The following is a 20,171-nucleotide window of genomic DNA, read 5'->3' on the forward strand; positions in this document are numbered from 1 at the left end:
AAAATTTTAAATTGGGGGGAATATGAAAGATTTAGAAGTAAAAGTAAAAAAAATTATGGAAAGATGTGGAGCAAATTTAAAAAAGGGTGATACATTCTGGATTAAAGGATATGGTAAGATTGAAATTCCTCCAGGAAAATTCACGTGCATTTATGCTCTAAATGCTCTTATGCCTTTTCTAACAGCAAAGCAGAGGGAAGATGATTTACCCCAGGACGACTGGATCGCTGAAACAAAAGAACTTCTTTGTCCTGATCCAAAGGGGGTGCTGTTCGAAATAAAAGCCCTTTAAGTTGACGGAGGAAGAGGTTTGTGTTAATTTTTTTAATGAAGCGGGAATAGCTCAGTTGGTAGAGCACAACCTTGCCAAGGTTGGGGTCGCGGGTTCAAGTCCCGTTTCCCGCTCTAATTAATATTAGAGCATGATGATAACAGAAGAAATTGATATCGAAGAAAGAAGTAAGAACCCGCGACAGGGTAGTCTGAAGGGAGAATCCCTTCAGGTAGTCGGGGTAACAGTTCCGATGAAATCGGAACGTCATAGGGGCAGAGCCCCTTTGAAGAGCGAGCATGAAGCGAGCAAGGGAGCGTGGTTCAAGTCCCGTTTCCCGCTCCACTTATCATTAAGCTATGTTGATACCAGAAGGAATTGATATTGATAAAGGAAATAAGAACCCGCGACAGGGGATTATAAGGAGAAATATAGGCGGCGTGGCCAAGTGGTAAGGCAGAGGTCTGCAAAACCTCTTATCATCGGTTCGAATCCGGTCGCCGCCTCCAAATTAGATTATTAGTTATAAATCATTAATTATTAGTATAAATTAAAAATTTAAAATCGTTGAGGTAAAAATATAAATTTTTATAGGGGTTTATTTTATATTATTTATTATATTTATTGACAAAGAGGGTATGTTAAATTATTTTTAGAAAGAGGTGAAAAGGACTCGATGCAGGATATTTTGATTGTTACAACGATTGTTTTATCAGTTTTTGTTATTGTGTTGATAATATATCTAATTCCTGTTGTTTTTCAGGTTAAAAAAACTGCGAAGGAAGCAGAGGAAACTTTGAAAGCCCTTTCTGAATTATCAAAAGAGATGAAATTTCTGGTTGTAAAATTTCAGGATAGAGCTGATGATTTGGGCAGTGTTTTTTCAAGTATAGAAAAGGCATTGTCTGGGATAGCGGGAATTTTTAGCCTTTTCTCATTTAATTTATTAAAAAAGACATCAAAATTAGCTCCTTTTGTAACTGCTTTATTATCTGCGTGGGGGCTAATTAAAAAAATAAAAGGAGGAAAAAAATATGGCAGAGAATAAAAATTCATCTTTTCTGGAGATTACCCTATCTTTTCTTTTAGGAACTATGGTTGGTGTTGGCTTGGGGTTGCTATTTGCGCCTGCTTCAGGAGTTGAGACGAGAAAAAAACTTAGAGAAGTGGCGGAAAAAACAGCTGAAAGAGCAAAAGAGGAAATTGAGAAATTAAAAAAGAAAAAAGAGCCTGAAAAAGTGAAATAGATTTAAATGATTAATTCCTATTTGAAGTATTAATGAGAAAAGATGAAAAATGTCCTCGCTATTTTAATGGCTGGCGGGGCGGGTGAAAGACTTTATCCATTAACAAAACATGAAGCAAAACCCGCAGTTCCTTTTGGTGGAGTTTATAGAATAATTGATTTTACTTTGAGTAACTGCATTAACTCTGGAATAAAAAAAATTTTCATCCTTACCCAGTATAAATCTTTGTCTCTTAATCGACACATAAGAGATGGATGGAATGTATTTAGTGCTTCTTTAGGAGAGTTTGTAGAAATTTTGCCTCCTCAAAAAAGAGTCTCTGATACCTGGTATCTTGGAACTGCCGATTCAGTCTATCAGAATATCTATTCCATCCAGATAGAAAACCCGACGTGGATTTTTGTTCTTGCTGGAGACCATGTGTATAAAATGGATTATTCTCTGATGCTAAATTACCATATAAAGAAAAAAGCAGATTTTACTGTAGGAATTTTCGATGTGGAAATTCAGGAAGCCTCAAGATTTGGTGTTTTAGAGGTTGATGAAGAATTAAGAATTATCGGATTCGAAGAAAAGCCTTCTAATCCAAAGCCCACTCCCTTTGATTCTTCAAGGGTTTATGTGTCGATGGGTATTTATGTTTTCAACAGTGAGATCCTTATAAAAGAGCTTGAAGTTGATTCATCCAGAGAAGATAGCTCCCATGATTTTGGAAGGGATGTGATACCCAAAATGATTAAGGAATACAGAGTGCATGGATACAGCTTTAAAGATGAAGACATAAATGAGCCAAAATACTGGAAGGATATAGGAACTCTTGATGCATACTATGAAGCAAACATGGATCTTGTTTCAGTTGTGCCTGTGTTTAACCTTTACGACCCGAATTGGCCTTTAAGAACATACCAGCCTCAATATCCTCCGGCAAAATTTGTATTCGCTGATGAAGGAAAGAGAATGGGTGTAGCCCTTGATTCAATTGTTTCAATGGGATGTATAATAAGCGGAGGGAAAGTTGTAAATTCAGTTCTTTCTCCAAATGTAAGGATAAACAGTTACTCTCTTGTTGAACAAAGTGTTCTCATGAACGATGTAAACGTGGGAAGATATGCAAAAATCAGAAAAGCAATAATAGATAGAGAAACTCCAATTCCTCCAGGCACAATAATTGGATATGACCTGGAGGAAGATTCAAAAAGATTTACAGTTACAGAAAAAGGAGTGGTCGTTGTTCAGAAAGAAGATTTTAATTTTAAAGGAGGGGTTGAATGATTATAGAAGACTTGAAAGCAAGGGAAATTCTTGATTCGAGAGGAAACCCTACATTAGAAGTAGAAGTAAGAGCAGAATTTGATGTGTATGCCATTGCATCAGTTCCCTCTGGAGCTTCTACGGGAACTTACGAGGCTTTAGAGCTTAGAGATAATGACCCTTCAAGATACGGCGGAAAAGGGGTAAAAGTAGCTGTGGATAATGTTAACAATAAAATTGCTCCAGAAATAATCGATGAAGATTTTTCTGGCCTGAGAGAATTAGATAGTTTTTTAATCAGCCTTGATAATACAAAAAATAAAAGTAAGCTTGGAGCAAATGCAATAGTCGGAGTTTCCATGGCAGTTGCAAAAGCATTCTCTCTATTTTACAGGATTCCCCTCTATAATTTTTTAGGAGGTTTTAATGCCCACATTCTCCCGATCCCGATGATGAATATTTTAAATGGAGGAGTCCATGCGGATAATAACCTTGATATTCAGGAATTCATGATTGTTCCATTAGGGTTTAAATCATTCAAAGAGGCTCTCCGTGCAGGAGTGGAAATTTTTCACACGTTGAAAAATACATTGAAAACCAAAAACCTTTCAACTTCAGTGGGAGATGAAGGAGGATTTTCGCCGAGCCTTAAATCCCACGAGGAAGCGCTCGATTTAATTGCAGAAAGCGTAGAAAAAGCAAAATATAAATTGGGAAAAGAGGTGTTTCTTGCAATTGATGCAGCTGCATCAGAGTTTCATGAAAATGGAAAATATGTTTTCAAGAAGGGAGATGGGAGTGCGAGGACTTCTGAAGGGATGGTTGAGTATTATGCTGATCTGGTGGATAAATATCCTTTAATTTCCATAGAGGATGGGTTAGCTGAAGATGACTGGGAGGGATGGAGGGACCTCACTAAAAGGCTTGGGAAAAAAATTATGATTGTGGGAGATGATTTATTTGTTACAAACCCAAATAGATTAAAAGAGGGTATAGAGAAGGAATCCGCAAATGCAATTTTAATTAAATTAAATCAGATTGGCACTGTATCTGAGACAGCTGATGCTGTGGAGATGGCAAAAAATTCAAAATTTTTAACTATAATTTCTCACCGTTCCGGAGAAACGGATGACCCATTTATAGCTGATTTTTCTGTTGGAATGAATTCATATTTTATCAAAACTGGATCTGTATGCAGAGGGGAAAGGATTTCTAAATACAACCGCCTTCTTAAAATCGAAGAAGAACTCGGAAAAATAGCAGTTTATGCAGGACAGATTCTAAAAATTTAAGAATTTATTTTAATGTCAAAATCAAACTCACAAAAAGAGAGGAAAGAAAAATTTCTTACCCAATCAAACATAGAAATAAAAAATATTTATGATTTTAAAGACCTTGAAAATTTTAACCCAGAATTAGAACTTGGAGAGCCAGGGGAATTCCCTTTTACAAGGGGAATTTACAATAACATGTACAGAGGAAAATTATGGACAATGAGGCAGTATGCAGGCTATGGAACAGCAGAGGAATCGAACAAAAGATATAAATATTTAATCTCCCAGGGTCAGACAGGCTTATCGGTGGCGTTCGACTTACCAACTCAGATTGGGTACAATTCTGACCATCCCATGGCAAAAGGGGAGATTGGCAAGGTTGGAGTTTCAATAAACTCATTGGAAGATATGGAAATCCTTTTTGATGGGATACCTCTTGAAAATATCTCTGTGTCAATGACCATAAATGCAACAGCGTTGATGATTATTGCCATGTATTTAGTGCTTGCTAAAAAAAGGAGGATCGACTGGAAAAAATTAACCGGGACGATTCAGAATGATATTTTAAAAGAGTATGTGTCAAGGGGAACATACATATTCCCTGTTAAGGAATCCATGAAGATTATCACTGATATATTTTCATTCCTTACAAAGCATGTTCCCCAATGGAACATAATAAGCATAAGTGGATACCACATTAGAGAAGCAGGGGCAAACGCAATCCAGGAGCTGGCATTTACTTTTGCAAATGCAATAACATACGTTCAGTCTGCTATTGAAAGAGGTCTTGATGTTGATGAGTTTGCTCCAAGAATTTCATTTTTTTTTGCTGCCCACAATAATTTTTTTGAGGAAATTGCTAAATTTCGTGCTGCAAGAAGGATCTGGGCAAGGATAATGAAGGAAAAGTTTAAAGCAGAGGATAAATCATCCATGTTGCTTAGATTCCATACGCAAACTTCCGGTTCTACTCTAACATTCCAGCAATCTGATTTGAACATAGTAAGAGTGACGCTTCAATGTTTAGCTGCTGTGCTTGGAGGAACCCAGTCTTTGCACTCTAATTCAAGAGATGAAGCCCTATCCCTTCCAACGGAAGAATCAGTAAGAATTGCTTTGAGAACCCAGCAGATAATAGCGTATGAGACAGGAGCAGCAGATACTGTCGATCCTCTTGGTGGTTCATACTTTTTAGAAAGTTTGACAAATCAAATAGAAGATTCTGTAAACAGATATTTGAAAAAAATAGAGGAATTGGGAGGCATGATTAAAGCTATTGAAACAGGATGGGTTCAGAGAGAAATCCAGAATTCGTCTTATGAATATCAAAAAAAGATTGAAAAAGAAGAAGAGATCATAGTTGGTGTTAACAAGTTTGAAATTAAAGAAGATGTAAAATTTGATATTTTGAAAATATCAGATGAGTTTGAAAAAAAACAGATTGAAAATCTTAAAAAGTTAATGCAGAAAAGAGAGAGTGAGAAAGTATTAAAATCTCTTAAAAGAATAAAAGAATCGGCAAAAAAAGAAGAAAATTTAGTTTATCCTGTAATGGAAGCGGTGGAAAATTATGCCACTCTTGGCGAGATAGTAGATTGTCTGAAGGAGGTTTATGGGGTATACCAGGAAAAGAGCGTACCTGTTTAGCCATGGAGTTATTGAAGACAGAGAATCTCTTTGTTGGCTTTTCTTTTCTCTCAAAATTTCAGAATGTGTTAAAAGATATAAATCTTTTAATAAAAAAGAATGAAACATTTGCTCTAATCGGAGAATCAGGCTCTGGAAAAACGCTCTTTGCTTTATCCATATTAAGACTTCTTCCCCGGAATGGAAAGGTTATAAGCGGAAATATTTTTTTTGAAGGTAAAAATTTAACTAATTTAGAGGAGAAGGAATTAAGATTGATAAGAGGAAGAAAAATTTCAATCATATTTCAGGAACCTCTTTCCTCGCTAAACCCGGTATTGAAAATAGGCGCTCAAATTTCAGAATCAATCAGACAATGGAAGCAAAGTTCGAAAAAGGAAACCAGAGAAAAAACAATAGAAATTTTAAAAGAGGTTGGATTCTTGAATCCAGAGAAATGGATTGATTCATACCCTCACGAATTAAGCGGAGGAATGAGACAGAGGGTTTTAATTGCTATGGCGCTTTCCTTAGAATCAGATCTTTTAATCGCAGATGAGCCAACCTCAGCCTTAGATCGTTCGGCCCATAATGAGATTGTAGAACTCCTCCTTAAAATTAAAGAAGAGAGAGGAATATCGATGATATTAATTTCTCATGATATTGGCTTTGTAGAAAAACTTGCTGATAGAGTCGGGATAATCTATTCAGGAGAGATCATGGAAGTTGGAGAAAAAAAAGATATAATTTCAAATCCATTTCATCCTTATACCTCAGGATTGCTAAAGTCACTTCCAAAATACTGGAAAGAGAGAAGAAAAAAGGTTTACGCCATGGAAGGGTTTATCCCATCAACAGAAGAAACAATAAAAAGTTGTTTATTTTATCCAAGATGCGAAAGGAAGATGGAGATTTGTAAAATAGATAAACCAGGTTTAAAAAAAGCAATAAACAGAGAGGTTAGATGCTGGTTGTATGAATAGATTGTTAGAGATAAAAAACTTAAAGAAATATTTCATATTGAGAGGAAATTTCCTTTTCAAGAGATACAGAATAAAAGCTCTGGATGGAATTTCTTTTAATATAAAAGATAAAAGAAATTTAGGTTTAGTGGGGGAATCTGGCTCAGGAAAATCAACAATTGCAAAGATAATATTGAGGTTGCTTGAGCCGACCGAAGGGAAGGTTTATTTTCTTGGCAGAGATTTTTCAGAATTAACTAAGAAAGACACAAGAGAGATGAGACAAAAAATTCAATTGATATTTCAGGAGCCTTTAAATTCTTTAAATCCTCGACATAAAATAAAGGAAATTCTTGAGGAGCCGTTTAAAATTTTTAAAATTGGTGATAGAAACTTTAGAGAAGAAAAAATTAAAGAATTATTAAACCTTGTTGGCTTATCAGAGTTATCTCTTCAGAGATATCCTCATGAATTCAGTGGAGGCCAGAGACAGAGAATTTGTCTCGTGAGAGCAATTTCTTTATCTCCTTTGCTTTTAATTTTAGATGAGCCTCTTTCATCTCTTGATGTATCCGTTCAGTCTCAAATTTTAAATTTATTAATAGATTTTCAGGAAAGGTTTAACATTGCTTATCTCTTTATTTCTCACAATTTAGATGTTGTTAAACATATAAGTGATGAGTTAGTTATTATATACAGAGGAAAAATTATGGAATATGGAAAAACAGAGGAAATGATTAAAAAACCTCTCCATCCTTATACAGAATTTTTATTAAATCCTTTCAAATATGAGATAAAAGATATAAATTTTGATGAAAATCTCTGCCCTTTTTTACAAAGATGTTATCGAAGAATAAATAAATGCTTTATATTTTCCCCACAGATAGAAAAAATTGACCAGGATAGAGAGATAAGTTGTCATGTAGTTTGAATTGACAGCTCCGTATTTTTCTGATAACTTTAGATGAGAATTTAAATTGATGGGAAATGATTAGGTCAAAAAATCTTGTAGGCCTTGATATAGGATCTTCTTCAATAAAAATTGTAGAATTGAAATCAAAAAAGCTGGGAGGAAAAGAATTTTATAAGCTCAAAAAAATTGGGTATGAATTGCTTCCTTCCAATACAATAGTGGATGGAACCATAATTGAATCTAACTCCGTTATCGAATCAATAAAAAAGCTCTCATCAGAGATAAAACTTAAGAATAAACATGTTGCGACTTCTGTTTCAGGAACATCTGTAATTGTAAAGAAACTTGTAATTCCAAAAATTGATCCTGAAGAAATAGAAGAGTCGATAATGTGGGAAGCAAAACATTTTATTACCTTTCCACTCGATGAAGTAAACATAGATTATTCTATTATTGAACGCCCTGAAAAAGAGCCAGGAGATAGAATGGATATTATACTTGCTGCTGTAAAGAAAGAAAAAATAAATGAATACACCTCTGTTATATTAAGAACTGGAAAGATTCCAGAAGTTGTGGATATAGATTCATTTGCCCTTCAGAATGCTCTCGAAGTCAATTATGAGACTTCACAGAATGGATTGATTGCTCTAATAAACATTGGAGCATCGATTACAAATGTGAATATTTTAGATGGGGATACTTCGATATTGATAAGAGATATATTATTTGGGGGGAATCAATTTTCTGAGATAATTCAGAAAGAATTTGGTTTAAGTTTTGAAAAAGCAGAAAGAATCAAAAAGGGAGAAAGTGTTGACGGGGTTTCATTTGCAATTGCATCTCCGTTGATAGATATGATTTTCAACGATTTGAAACTGGAAATTATTAAAACATTTGATTTTGTAAAAACAAATACTCATGAAAAAAAGGTTAGAAAGATATTTATATGCGGGGGATGTTCAAAAATTCCTGGTTTAAAAAATTTTTTATTAAAAGGGTTTGATGTACCTGTAGAAATTTTGAATCCATTCAGAAATATCCAAATAAATGAAAAGATTTTCAACAGGGATTATATTGATGAGATTGCACCGTTTTTTGGTGTGGCTGTTGGATTAGCTTTAAGAAAAATTAAAGAACATTGAATGATTAAATTAAATTTATTAACAAAGGCAGAAAAGCTCCCTAAAAAAAGAGTTAAGGTAAAAAGAGAGAAACTGAGAGAAGCTGAAAAACCTCGAATATTACTTCTTATTCTCGTCCTTATTTTATCTTTTGGATTTATCAGTTATTCTTACATCTGGATAAATGATGGAATAAAAAATGAAAAAGCTCAACTTGAGAATCTAAAGAAGAAGAAAAAGGAACTGGAACAAATTATAAAAGATTTAAAAAATTATCAGAATATTAAGAATGAACTGCAAATGAAAATAAATATTGTAAAAGAAATAAAAGCAGGCCAGAAGGTTCCAATTTTATTAATGTATCAGTTGAGTAAAAATCTGCCAGACCTTGTATGGTTGAAAGAATTGAGATTTTTTAACGGAAAATTGACTATCAGTGGGAGTGCATTTTCCAACACTTTGATTGCTGATTTTATAAGAAATCTTGATTATTCCGGGTATTTTAAAAATATAAACTTAAAAGAGACCTCCAAAAAAACTGTTTCAGGCGGAAATGAAATATTTGATTTTTCATTAGAATCAGAATTTTTAAGAGAATAAGATGGACGTTAAGAGGATCGGAGCTTCAGGTCAATTTATAGTTTTTTTTATTTTTGGTTTGATGATATATGGACTGTTCTATTTTGCTTATTTTTCAGGAAGATATTCAGAGTATAAATTTCTTAGGAATGAAAGAGAAAAGTTAGAAGAGGAAATAAGATTAGGAGAGAGAAAAAGAAGAGATGCTAAAATATTGAAAAGGGATCTCGAAAATCTTGATAGGGAATTGAAACAGCTCAAGGAGACTCTGCCTGAAAAAAAGGAAATCAGTGATATATTAAGAAATATTCAAGATTTAGCAACGATATCCAATCTTTCGATTACAAGATTTTCTCCCAAAGGAGAGATAAGTAAGGGAATGTATTTAGAATGGCCAATCTCAATTTCCCTGATTGGTTCTTATCACAATTTCGGATATTTTTTGAATAATCTGTTCGAGTTTAAAAAAATTTTTAATATGGATAATCTAATTATCGGAGCCCTTTCAAAACAGAGTGATAACATGACAGTGAGTATTTCATTTGATGTTACTACATACATTCTTTCTGAACCTGCCTCCTCTTCTAAAGAAAAACTGAAAAAAGAGCTGGAGAGAAAAAAAGAACAAAAAAAGGAAAAAATAGAAGAAATTATATGAGAAAGAGTCAGCTAATTTTTTTATCAATTTTTTTATTTTCAGGTACTTTGTTGCTGCCTCAGGAAGAGAAAAAAGAAAAGGAGGCTTTCTCCAATAAAAAAAGTCCTTACATTGAAGAATTTATTTATAATCCAGAAGGAAGGAGAGACCCTTTTAAAAATCTTCTAAATGTTCAAGTAAGCCAGGAAGCAGAAAGACCAGAAAATCTCTCAGGTCAGGCTGCTCTCCTTGTCTCAGAAGTTACTCTTATTGGCATCTCAAAATATAAAGGAGAATACTGGGCAATTGTAAATGCACCAGATGGTTTCCCCTATTTTCTGAAAAAGGGGGACAAATTATTCGATGGATATGTATTTAGCATAGATGAGACAAGCATTACCTTTAGAATAGAAGAGAAAAAATCTGGATCAAAGATTAAGCATCGAGATGTGATAAAGAAATTACATCAAGAGGAGGATTAATGAGAAAATATACTTTCCTTTTATTGATTATTTTCTTACTTTCTATAAATTTTTTAATCGCTGAAGAAGAGAAAATAGAACTGAAGGAAATAAATTGGAAAATTCATATAGATAAAACAGTTATAAACCTGATGACATCTTCTCTTTATCCCCTTCCTCATATATATTCATTAAAAGAGAATCCTCTTATAGTTGTAATGGAGTTAAAGGGAATAAAACTTGGTAACATAAAAAATGAATATGAGATATCTTCTCCTCTTGTTAATAAGATAAAAATAGTTGATTTAAATAAGGGAGATTTCCAAGTGCATTTTGCTCTGAACAAAATTTCTCCTTATAGAGTTTTCTTTGATAAAGAAATACTTTCGATTGAGTTTTTTGATGTGGAAAGAGTTTTAGACCCTGAATTAGAAGAGCTATATCAAAAAAGTGAATTAGAGAGGGCAAATCCTTCAATACTTGAAGATATTAAAGTTAAAAAAGATAAAGATACATTAGAAGTTACAATGTTTTTCAGTTCTGAAATGAGCTATCAAAATTTTACTCTTGAGAATCCCAAAAGGATTGTTTTTGACTTTTTGAATTCTAAAAGTAATATGAAGACCCAAGTTATAAATGTTGGACTGAATGGTGTGGAGAAAATTAGAATAAGTCAATTTATAAAAGATAACCCGGATGTTACTCGAATTGTTTTTGACATAGGTGGGCAAGATTTTCCGATTTATGAAATAGAAAGAAAAGAAAAAATTTTAAAAATTTATTTCAAACAAAAAATTCAAGAACAGAGCGAAAAAAATGAAAAAGAAATGGAATTGAAACGTTCTGATGTTGAAAGAATCAATCCTGAAGATCCTGAAAAGGATGGAGAGAATAAGTTATCAGATTCCAACGAGAAAAGTCAGAAAGAAAATCAGGCTAAAGAAGAAGCTGAGGAGAAGAAATATAAAGGTGAAAAGATTTCTTTCAGGCTGAAAGATGCAGATATAAGAGATGTATTAAGGTTTATTGCAACTCAAGCAAATTTAAATATCATAATAGACCCTGAGGTTGCAGGAAAAGTTACATGCGAACTGATTGAGATTCCCTGGGATCAGGCACTTGAGTTTATATTGAGAACGAATGGTCTTGGAATGATTTTAGAGGAGAACATCCTCCGGATTGCAAGAGTTGATGTTTTGGCTAGGGAAGAACAGGATAAGCAGAGATTGAGGGATGCGAAGTTACTCGCAGGCGAGTTAAAAATTGTGACAAAAACCCTGAGCTATGCTAAGGCAGAGTCCATAAAATCAATCTTAGAAAAACAGCTTTCATCCCGAGGAGAGATTATTGTAGATTCGAGAACGAATACTTTAATAATTTCTGATATCGAGGATAGAATTTCAGCTATAGATAAATTAATCCAGACTCTTGATAAAGCTACTCCTCAGGTTTCAATCGAGGCGAGAATTATAGAGACAAATGTAAATTATATTCAGAGCCTTGGAATTCAGTGGGGTTTTAATGTCATAGCAGATTCTTCATACGGAAACCAGACAACATTAAAATTTCCAAGTAGTATTTATGTAAACGGGACTGGAATCTCAGGAACACAAGCAGGAGGGATTCAGGGAGTTTTAGGAGGATATGCAATAAACCTCCCTGCCCCAGCGTTTACAACTGGAATTGGCGTTTCCCTTGGAAATGTTCTTGATACTTTTAGACTGGACATGGCTCTCACTGCAATGGAAACCTATGGAAAGGGAAAGATTCTTTCAGCTCCGAAAATAACTGCTCAGAATAACGAAAGAGCAGAAATAATGCAGGGGAGACAGATACCAGTTCAAACAGTAGCTAATAATACTGTAACAACAAGGTATGTAAATGCTGCTTTAGAGCTTCATGTCACTCCCCAAATAACTGCTGAGGGAACGATAATCATGGATATTGAAATAAACAATAATGCTGCAGATTTTGCAAATCTTGTTCAGGGAATTCCTCCAATAATTACGCAGAGTGCAAGGACAACTGTGCTTGTTAAAGATGGGGGAACTGCTGTGATCGGAGGGATATACCGGGTGGAAGATACAGAAGCATACAATAGAGTTCCAGGCATCTCAAAGGTTCCAATTCTTGGATATTTATTTAGGGGAACTATGAAAACAAGAGCTGATAGAGAATTGCTGATTTTTATAACACCGCGTATTGTAAGGGGAGGGTAAAATGTCATTAAAGAAGACATGTGTTGGGGTTGTAATTGCATTGATGTTTTCCTTTCTGTTAAGTTCATGTAATGTTCTGGAAAATAAGACTCAATCAAATACAATGCTTATAGTGGAATCTATTAAAGGCATTGACCAACAGGGCAATCTCTCATCTTTTCTTATTTCTAATGTCTCAGACATATTCTCAGACTTTGCCAGAGTAACAATAAGAGCAGAGCTTTTGAATCCGAATAAAACTCCCACTGTATATAATGATGTTAAACTTGAGAGATATATAGTTTCTTACAAAAGAAATGATGGAAAAAATGAAGAGGGGACTGATGTGCCATACAGGTATGAATCGAGGCTAACCGAATATATTCAGGCAGGTACAAGTATTACAATTGACATTATTGTGGTAAATTACCTGGCAAAGAAATATCCTCCGCTTATCTCTTTAAAAAATAGTTCATCTTTGCTCGAGGTGGATGCAACAATAGATTTTTATGGACATGATGTAGCGGGAAAAGGCGTGAAGACATCGGGAATGCTCAGGATAATATTTAAGAGTAATTGAGAATGGAGAAATTTAATGAATAAAAAATTTTTAATAATTGTTGTGAGCTTTTTCTTCATGAGTCTTTCATGTAAAAGAGAAGAAGTCATCCAGCCTGAACCTGTAACCACTCCTCAGACTGAGTACTATATACTTCAGGGCACAGCAAATCCATCTATTTTGTTTGCCGGAGATGATGTCCAGAGATCAATTATTAAGGTTATTCTGAAGAGTTACAAGGGAGACCCTGTTTCTAATGTTTCCATTTATTTTGAAACCTGGTGGGATTACACCCTTAAAATTTTAACAAAAAATTTAGCTGGTGTTGTTCAGAGTGAACAGACAAAGGAAGGGTTTGAAAAGTGTGATATAGGAAGATTTGAACCAAGAACAGTAGATATATTTGGAGTTGTTGGCGAGGCAAAAACAGATTCTTCAGGAACTGCTACTATAACCTATTGCGGTCCGAACAAGTGGGAGGCAAGGGATAGAACAAACTGGAGTGTTACTTCAGGAAGCACAATTTACGAATATAAAATAACGATAAACAATTTTTACATAAAAGCATACTGGAATAGCGATGTTTTTGGTGAAATATATTCATTGATTCCAATAAAAATAATAATTGGATATATTTAGATGGATTCATCGATAGAAGAACTAGAAGAAAAAATAAAGGAGAATCCTGAGGCTAAATATTATTTCCAGTTATCTGAAGAGTATTCCAAAATTGACAATGTGGAAAAGGCTATTGAATGTTGTGAAAAGGGCCTTGAATTAAATCCTGAATCAGTTTCAGGAAAAGTTATGCTTGCTCAACTTCTATACAAAGCAGAAGATTATAAGAGAGCACGCTATTTTTTAACTCAGGTTTATAAAGAAACTCCTGACAATTTAAACGCTTTGAAATTACTTGGAAATATTTATTTTAAAGAAAATGAACTTGATAGAGCAAAAGAAATAATGGAGAAAATTTTATTTTTTTATCCTTTCGATAAAGATGCTCCTGAAATGCTAAAAGAAATAAATGAATCTTTGAAAACAAATAAAAGTCAAACTGAAAAACAAGAAGAATTGCAGATCAATCATGAGGAGAGTCCATTCCTGACGCTCACAATGGCTGAGATCCTGGAATCCCAGGGCATCTATAATAAAGCAATCGAAATATACAGAAAAATATACGAAAAAGAAAAAAATGAAGAAATTGATTACAGGATAAGATTATTGGAAAAAAGTATATCAGAGAATTTTAATTATCCTCTTTACATAAAAAAACTGACCTACCTTCTCGAAAAGCTTAAAAATATATTCAGTCATTAAAACCCCTTCGAAATTGCAAAAAGTAGAAATAGTTGGAACGGCGCTATCAATTTGACATTGAAAAAAGATAAATCTAAAATCAAAAATAGACTGGGCGATTAACTCAGGGGTAGAGTGCTACCTTCACACGGTAGAAGTCAGAGGTTCAAATCCTCTATCGCCCACCACTTTATTTTCAATGACTTGCACGGTCTTATGAGCTTCAGTGGGAAATCATGAAAATTTTTTATCCCAGAACAATTACTGAAAATCTTTTAAAAGAAAATATAGCCAATCAAATTGAGGGAGAGATTTTGTACTATCAAATAATTTCCTCTGAACGCATAAGAGAGCCTTATCAAATTAAGAATAAAGAGTATGCTGATTATCTTAGGGGGGTGAAAAGGATTACAGATGATGTTGGAGATTTTATCATGGGCTACTTGCCTCTATTTTCGTCCAAGAGAAAGGATTTCAGTTATATTCGAAAAAAGTCGGAATTTTTAACCAAACATGAAAATTTGCTGAAGGTAAGAGTAAAAACTGATAAAGAAGATAAACTTCTTAAAATGATCTTTGAACAACCTTCATTTGTTTTAATCCTCTTAATTTTATTTAAAAGTCGTGGACAATCTCTCTACATAATCGAGCGCTATAGCTCTAAAATTTCATATGTGATTGGTGACCCGGAGAATCCAAAAACTGATGATTATTTTATTGATAATGCTATGGAAGAGCTATGGCATGTGGCTATTTACCCTTATCTTGTTGAAAAGGAGAATATATCTCTTAAAAATGGGAAGCCATTGGATGATAAAAACTTCAAGAAAATGCTTGTTAAAGAAGGGGAAAGATTGAGCAGGCTTTTCACTTTTGCATCAATTGATGAGTTCAGACTTAAGAAGGATTATAAAGATGTTAAATCCGATAGAATTATCGAGGAAAGAGAAAAGTTTTTAGTTGAGGAAATTAAAAGAATGGGAATAAAAAGAGCGGTAAAAGAGGTCGGAAAATCCAAAGGGATTCTCGATTTTAGAAGGGAAACATAAATCAGCATGCTCGCAACAGTCCCGGATGATTTAGAGTTTCAGAATTAAAATCCAAAAGATAATAAAAAATCTCATATCAGCGACCGTATATATATTTATATATGGAGCAATTCTTAAGTTGTTCCCTAATTTTGGATTTCATTTCTGCTTTGTCACGTAGCTTGTACTCTTTATCATAAAACAACCAGGCTTCCCTTTCCTTTCCAGCATAAATGTAGGTAAGGCTGACCTGAAGAATCATGGAAAGATACTTTCCCATACTGTCATCATACGTTGTAAAATTTGTCCTCCCATTGAATTCTTTCACTTTTTTTATATCTTCCTCAATTCCTTGGGTTATGTATGGGGAAAATTTAGTATTAGCTGGAATATAACATTTCATGTTCTTATCATATTTGAAAACAGCAATTGGAAATGGCGAAATGGCATGGGAAAGACGATCGAAATAGTCAAATGTTAAGATTAATTGTGAAAATTCAAACACTCCATCTTGATCAAGATCCACAGGTTGTAACGGGTAGCCTACAGAATATTCTTGACTGTCGTAGATTACTCGGAAATCAGGAGAGAAATTTATAATCCAGTATGACCAGCAACAATGAGCACCACCAGAGTATTGTTCTACGATGAGCTGTTTCTCATCCCTACCCAAAAAGGCAAATAAACCAAATTGGGTCATTTCTTTCCTATAGCCGTTCTCAAATGTAAATATGATTTTCCCATCTTTCTTGAGAGTAGCAAACCAAACACCTTTTTGTGAGTCGTAGGACTTCTTAACTTCGTAACCCTTATATAAAAGTGTGTCTTCTTTGGTAAAAATGCTGTCAATGGTTTGGGAAAAAAGAAAACTATCCATAAATATTTTCAACAAAAGAAAAGTTTTAAATATGCTATATCTCATAAACCTCCTTCATCCATCCTTTTAGATAATCCTGCCTTCCCAGAGCTCTTCGAGGAATCTTCGCCATTATAAAATTTTTCGTTTTTATAATTTATTATTAATGGTTACTTTCCCCTTAAAAATTTTGTAAACAAATGCAGTATAAGCAATTACAATAGGAAGACCTACAAGAGCAAACATGAGCATAATTTTTAAGGATAATTCGCCAGAGGAGGTGTTATATATTGTTAGGCTTAAAGATGAATCGTTGCTTGCTTTAACTAAATTGGGATAGTGAATTGACCCAATGATCCCCCACAGTCCAATAAAAATGAGGGAGGAAATAGAAAATGAAATCCAGCTGCCAGACCAAACTGAATACGGGATAACAAGACTGCATCCATTTTTGCGCCTCCTTGGTATTAAAGCATCTGTTTTCATTTTAGACTAAGTTAGATTATAATACGATTTTCTAATTAAATAAATGAAGGAAAGGAATAATGGAGTTTAAATCTATTAAAGAAATAATAGATTTTGCAAAGGAGAGAGAGAAGAATTTGTTTTTTTCTAACCAAAGGCCACATCAAGTATCATCATTGAGACAAAGCCTACCAATGCACTGAAAGTAGCCAGATCTGTGTTTTCAGCTCTCTGTGACTCAGGGATTATCTCTTCGATGACAACATAGATCATTGCTCCAGCAGCAAAGGCCATTGCGTAAGGTAGAATAGAATGAAATACAGTAACGGAAAGAGCTCCAATAAGACCTGCAATTGGTTCAACTATTGCAGATAATTGTCCATACCAGAAACTTTTAAAACGCGAGACTCCTCCGCTTCTTAATGGCATGGATATGGCAATTCCTTCCGGGAAGTTTTGGATGCCTATTCCAATTGCAAGAGCAACTGCTCCTGCAAGAGTAGCAGAAGGAATGTCAGAGGCCAATGCGCCAAAAGCCACACCAACTGCCAATCCCTCAGGTATGTTATGTAAAGTTACAGCGAGAAAAAGAAGGGTACTCTGGTGAAAATGAGTCCTGATTCCTTCTGCATTTTCCACAGGAAAGCCAAGGTGAAGATGGGGAAGGAACTTATCGATTAACCAGATAAAAAGACTTCCGATTAAAAATCCCGTTGCAGCAGGAAACCACACAAAAGCTCCTTTACCTTTTGACATTTCAAGAGAAGGAGCAAGAAGTGACCAGTAACTGGCGGCAATCATTACTCCTGCAGCAAATCCTAACATGCTGTCAAGAATTTTTCGATTTGGTTGCTTAATGAAAAAAACAAGGGAAGCACCAATGGCAGTAACTGTCCAGGTAAATCCAGTGGCAATCAGGGCAAGTATTAGAGGATTAAGGGTTTTCATTTTCACTTCTCGATTTCTTTACATCCATTAGTTCTCCTTTTTTAGATTCTTTTTTATTTTCCATTTTTCAAAAACATCTTTATAAGACTAAATGGATGCCGCAAACAAGTCAAGGGATAAGGAAGAAATTAAAGCTAAACATAACCCTCAGGGTCAAACTCTTGGAAAGGAGATAATCTTCTGAGAGAATAACAGAATATTTTATGAGAAATCAGGCGGAGGAAAGAAATAAAGTTGATTTAACGCATATCGACAATGGGAAAGGATGAGATACGCAATCGGGCGCATCCCATCGGAATAAGAGTAATCTCCTCAATAGGTTCATCAGATTTAACAGGGCTTGGAGGAACCTTGCCTACCATCCGTCCTTCAGTTTTCCACTGGGGAATTCTTTTCGCCTTTGCTCGAAGTTCGATCGGAGCAACATTAGGCTCGAAAGGCTGGTATGCAGGCTCTCTTTTTTTAACCACACTGATCGAAGCTTCAGGATTCTCAGGGTTAACAATCAAACCATAATTCCAGGGAGTGGTCGGAAGAATCTCATAGGCAGGCCACTCATCCGTCCCACTATAGCGCTTCCACTCCTCACCAATCTTAAGAGAATACCATAATGGTCCTCGTTTTACAGAGATTGCATTACCAATCTTCTTCCATGTCTTTATTTTTATCTCCATAGGAAGTTTGAGTCGTATTTGATCGTAGTTCCTCCACTCTCGCTTTATCATCACATAATTACCAGGCTGAGGATTGGCTTTTATGTCTTCTCCATTTATAAGAATTCTGGCATTTTCACACCATTCCGGGATTCTCAGATAGAGAGGGAAAGCCACAGGCTTATATGTCCAGAGGGTAAAATCGATGAAATCTCCAAAAGGATACCATGTATCCTCAGAAATCCGCACCTCAACGCCATCTGCAACTTTAGCATTTACTTGGGAAGGAGCGTAAAGGACAGCAGCCAGACCATTATCCAGAGTGGCAAGCCAGAGATGCTCAGCAAAATAGGGCCATCCAAAAGCAACATTATGCTGACAACAACGATATCCCCATGGGTCATACGAAACCATCGTACCTGGATTCTGAAAATCATGTTCACCTGAACTGTCGCAAGAGATAAGATTAGGGGCGGTTAAATAATGAAGAGCTTTAAGGTCAGGGGTCATCGATGCAGGAAGAGAGTTAAAAGCAATCTCCTCACACCTATCAGCATATCGTGTTTCTCCAGTTATTTTTAAGAGGGATTTATTTGAATACATAAACTCCACAATAGAACAAGTTTCAGCACCCTGACGTGGACCACTATAACCAGGGCGTATATTTTCATCTGCTCCAAACATTCCTCCTGGTTGCTGACCATATTCGTCCATAATTAATCTATAGTTTTTTTCGACTGCATTAATATGCCTTTTATCTTTTGATTGCTGGTAAAATACCCCTGGATAACGAATTCCCATTGTAATGTTTACCCCATGGTAAAAAGTGCTTGGCTCCCAATTTTTATCCCTTTGTGGATTGAGGATATCAGAGGTCCAATCCGCGGTTCTTTCAAAAATCCGAAAGGCTAATTCTAAAAGAAACTTTTCACCTGTTCTGTTGTATAACCAGTAAACGCTCTCTAAATTTTCGCCTCCACGAAGCTTTTGCCAGCTTCCTGGTAAAAGATTCTCTACGGGCATCTCAAGCTGATATTTGAAGTAGCGGGTCATAAACGGAATTACACGCTTGTCACCTGTTGCTTCATATAGACTCTGGAAAGCGAAGAGCATGATCATGTTTGGCCAGAGGTCATGATTTTCTTTATTTTCAGGCGGACCAAAGTATCCATCAGGTTGTTGGCTTGAAAGGACTGCATCAAGCCATTTTTTTGCTTCTCCTATGATTTTTGAATCTTTAAGAATATATCCAAGGTCTCCATAACCTTTGAGCCAATAGGGCATTTCTTCCCACCCAAGATCCTTTAAGGTTAACCATCCGCTATTGGGTTTTAAAAATTTGCTCAATTCAGGAAGGTGACCGGTGAAGCCATCTCGCATCAATTGCAGCTGACTCAGCAGCCAACCTTTTGGTTCAATACTTCCGATCGGAAGTTTAATAAGAGGGCTTGGAAGTAAAGGAGGCTGATTTGATATGTAATGCTGATTTGAACCCTTATTGACCGGGATATTTACAATACTAATTTCAATGTTTGACATTTTTTCTTCTTTTATTCCTGGAGATAAATTGGGAAAAAGGAATCCCAAAAAAATAACTAAAATTATGAAATCTTTCATTTTTTCTTCCTCCTTTTTATTCAATTTATTCTATCGAACTATATGAAAGAATTCTATATAATTTATATAACTTTTTTTCACAATTTCTGAAAATGATGCTTACTACCGGTTAAGTTGAAAGTTTTTTGTAAATAATTCCATTTGATTTCTTCTTTTCAGGATTTAATTGAAGTCTAAAGATCAGTTCCTGATGTTTATCAAAGAAG

At 34.9% G+C, this 20,171-nt stretch carries 21 protein-coding genes and 3 tRNA genes; 20 read left to right on the forward strand and 4 right to left on the reverse strand.

Translation table 11 applies throughout. The annotated features are described in order from the left end of the window. Positions 1-22 precede the first annotated feature (22 nt). From AB1410_03900 to AB1410_03995, 20 genes are all read left to right on the forward strand, one after another. A complete protein-coding gene (locus tag AB1410_03900; protein ID MEW6455844.1) occupies positions 23-292 on the forward strand; it encodes a TIGR04076 family protein in 270 nt (89 codons plus the stop codon). A 40-nt stretch (positions 293-332) separates the two neighbouring features. Further along, a tRNA-Gly gene (locus tag AB1410_03905) sits at positions 333-405 on the forward strand. A 300-nt stretch (positions 406-705) separates the two neighbouring features. Then, a tRNA-Cys gene (locus tag AB1410_03910) sits at positions 706-780 on the forward strand. A gap of 167 nt (positions 781-947) precedes the next feature. Then, positions 948-1,319, forward strand: a complete 372-nt coding sequence (locus AB1410_03915) for a DUF948 domain-containing protein (GenBank protein ID MEW6455845.1) — start codon at positions 948-950, stop codon at positions 1,317-1,319. Beyond that, on the forward strand, positions 1,306-1,518 hold the full coding sequence (locus tag AB1410_03920; protein MEW6455846.1) for a YtxH domain-containing protein: 213 nt from the start codon (positions 1,306-1,308) through the stop codon (positions 1,516-1,518). The genes AB1410_03915 and AB1410_03920 overlap by 14 nt, the downstream gene beginning before the upstream one ends. A 42-nt stretch (positions 1,519-1,560) precedes the next feature. Continuing rightward, positions 1,561-2,790: a glucose-1-phosphate adenylyltransferase gene (gene glgC / locus AB1410_03925; GenBank protein MEW6455847.1), complete on the forward strand. Its 1,230-nt coding sequence runs from the start codon at positions 1,561-1,563 to the stop codon at positions 2,788-2,790. Next, positions 2,787-4,061, forward strand: a complete 1,275-nt coding sequence (gene eno / locus AB1410_03930) for a phosphopyruvate hydratase (GenBank protein MEW6455848.1) — start codon at positions 2,787-2,789, stop codon at positions 4,059-4,061. Before glgC ends, eno begins: the two co-directional genes overlap by 4 nt. A gap of 12 nt (positions 4,062-4,073) precedes the next feature. Beyond that, positions 4,074-5,690, forward strand: a complete 1,617-nt coding sequence (locus tag AB1410_03935; protein MEW6455849.1) for a methylmalonyl-CoA mutase family protein — start codon at positions 4,074-4,076, stop codon at positions 5,688-5,690. 2 nt (positions 5,691-5,692) lie between these two features. Then, positions 5,693-6,652, forward strand: coding sequence for an ABC transporter ATP-binding protein (locus AB1410_03940; protein MEW6455850.1), 960 nt, complete (start codon positions 5,693-5,695; stop codon positions 6,650-6,652). Then, on the forward strand, positions 6,645-7,562 hold the full coding sequence (locus AB1410_03945) for an ATP-binding cassette domain-containing protein (GenBank protein MEW6455851.1): 918 nt from the start codon (positions 6,645-6,647) through the stop codon (positions 7,560-7,562). The genes AB1410_03940 and AB1410_03945 overlap by 8 nt, the downstream gene beginning before the upstream one ends. Positions 7,563-7,618: 56 nt before the next feature. Continuing rightward, the gene (pilM, locus tag AB1410_03950; protein MEW6455852.1) at positions 7,619-8,686 is read left to right on the forward strand and encodes a type IV pilus assembly protein PilM; all 1,068 of its coding nucleotides are present in this window, start codon (positions 7,619-7,621) and stop codon (positions 8,684-8,686) included. Then, entirely contained in the window at positions 8,687-9,265 is a 579-nt protein-coding gene (locus AB1410_03955; GenBank protein MEW6455853.1) for a PilN domain-containing protein, read from the forward strand. Between the two features lies 1 nt (position 9,266). Further along, the gene (pilO, locus tag AB1410_03960) at positions 9,267-9,902 is read left to right on the forward strand and encodes a type 4a pilus biogenesis protein PilO (GenBank protein MEW6455854.1); all 636 of its coding nucleotides are present in this window, start codon (positions 9,267-9,269) and stop codon (positions 9,900-9,902) included. Continuing rightward, positions 9,899-10,363 (forward strand): hypothetical protein, encoded by a 465-nt coding sequence (locus AB1410_03965; GenBank protein ID MEW6455855.1) that lies wholly within the window; start codon positions 9,899-9,901, stop codon positions 10,361-10,363. The genes pilO and AB1410_03965 overlap by 4 nt, the downstream gene beginning before the upstream one ends. After that, positions 10,363-12,561, forward strand: a complete 2,199-nt coding sequence (pilQ, locus tag AB1410_03970) for a type IV pilus secretin PilQ (protein MEW6455856.1) — start codon at positions 10,363-10,365, stop codon at positions 12,559-12,561. Before AB1410_03965 ends, pilQ begins: the two co-directional genes overlap by 1 nt. A gap of 1 nt (position 12,562) precedes the next feature. Further along, positions 12,563-13,120 (forward strand): hypothetical protein, encoded by a 558-nt coding sequence (locus tag AB1410_03975; protein ID MEW6455857.1) that lies wholly within the window; start codon positions 12,563-12,565, stop codon positions 13,118-13,120. A gap of 15 nt (positions 13,121-13,135) precedes the next feature. After that, positions 13,136-13,738 carry a hypothetical protein gene (locus tag AB1410_03980; protein ID MEW6455858.1) on the forward strand — a complete coding sequence of 201 codons (603 nt, stop codon included), beginning with the start codon at positions 13,136-13,138 and terminating at the stop codon, positions 13,736-13,738. After that, a complete protein-coding gene (locus AB1410_03985) occupies positions 13,739-14,419 on the forward strand; it encodes a tetratricopeptide repeat protein (GenBank protein MEW6455859.1) in 681 nt (226 codons plus the stop codon). It abuts the gene before it with no gap. A 92-nt stretch (positions 14,420-14,511) separates the two neighbouring features. Beyond that, positions 14,512-14,586 (forward strand) — tRNA-Val (locus tag AB1410_03990). A 48-nt stretch (positions 14,587-14,634) separates the two neighbouring features. Beyond that, positions 14,635-15,447 carry a hypothetical protein gene (locus AB1410_03995; GenBank protein MEW6455860.1) on the forward strand — a complete coding sequence of 271 codons (813 nt, stop codon included), beginning with the start codon at positions 14,635-14,637 and terminating at the stop codon, positions 15,445-15,447. 76 nt (positions 15,448-15,523) lie between these two features. Here AB1410_03995 and AB1410_04000 read toward each other — a convergent pair whose 3' ends face one another. The 4 genes from AB1410_04000 to AB1410_04015 all read right to left on the reverse strand — a co-directional run bounded on the left by AB1410_04000 (position 15,524) and on the right by AB1410_04015 (position 19,965). Beyond that, positions 15,524-16,348, reverse strand: coding sequence for a hypothetical protein (locus tag AB1410_04000; GenBank protein ID MEW6455861.1), 825 nt, complete (start codon positions 16,346-16,348; stop codon positions 15,524-15,526). A gap of 84 nt (positions 16,349-16,432) precedes the next feature. After that, positions 16,433-16,768, reverse strand: a complete 336-nt coding sequence (locus AB1410_04005) for a cytochrome d ubiquinol oxidase subunit II (GenBank protein ID MEW6455862.1) — start codon at positions 16,766-16,768, stop codon at positions 16,433-16,435. 126 nt (positions 16,769-16,894) lie between these two features. Then, positions 16,895-17,695, reverse strand: a complete 801-nt coding sequence (locus tag AB1410_04010; protein ID MEW6455863.1) for a ZIP family metal transporter — start codon at positions 17,693-17,695, stop codon at positions 16,895-16,897. Positions 17,696-17,934: 239 nt separating this feature from the next. Continuing rightward, complete coding sequence (locus AB1410_04015) at positions 17,935-19,965, reverse strand: beta-L-arabinofuranosidase domain-containing protein (protein MEW6455864.1); 2,031 nt, start codon at positions 19,963-19,965, stop codon at positions 17,935-17,937. Positions 19,966-20,171: the final 206 nt, after the last annotated feature.

Source organism: Acidobacteriota bacterium (assembly GCA_040756905.1).
Classification (GTDB): Bacteria; Acidobacteriota; Aminicenantia; order JBFLYD01; family JBFLYD01; genus JBFLYD01.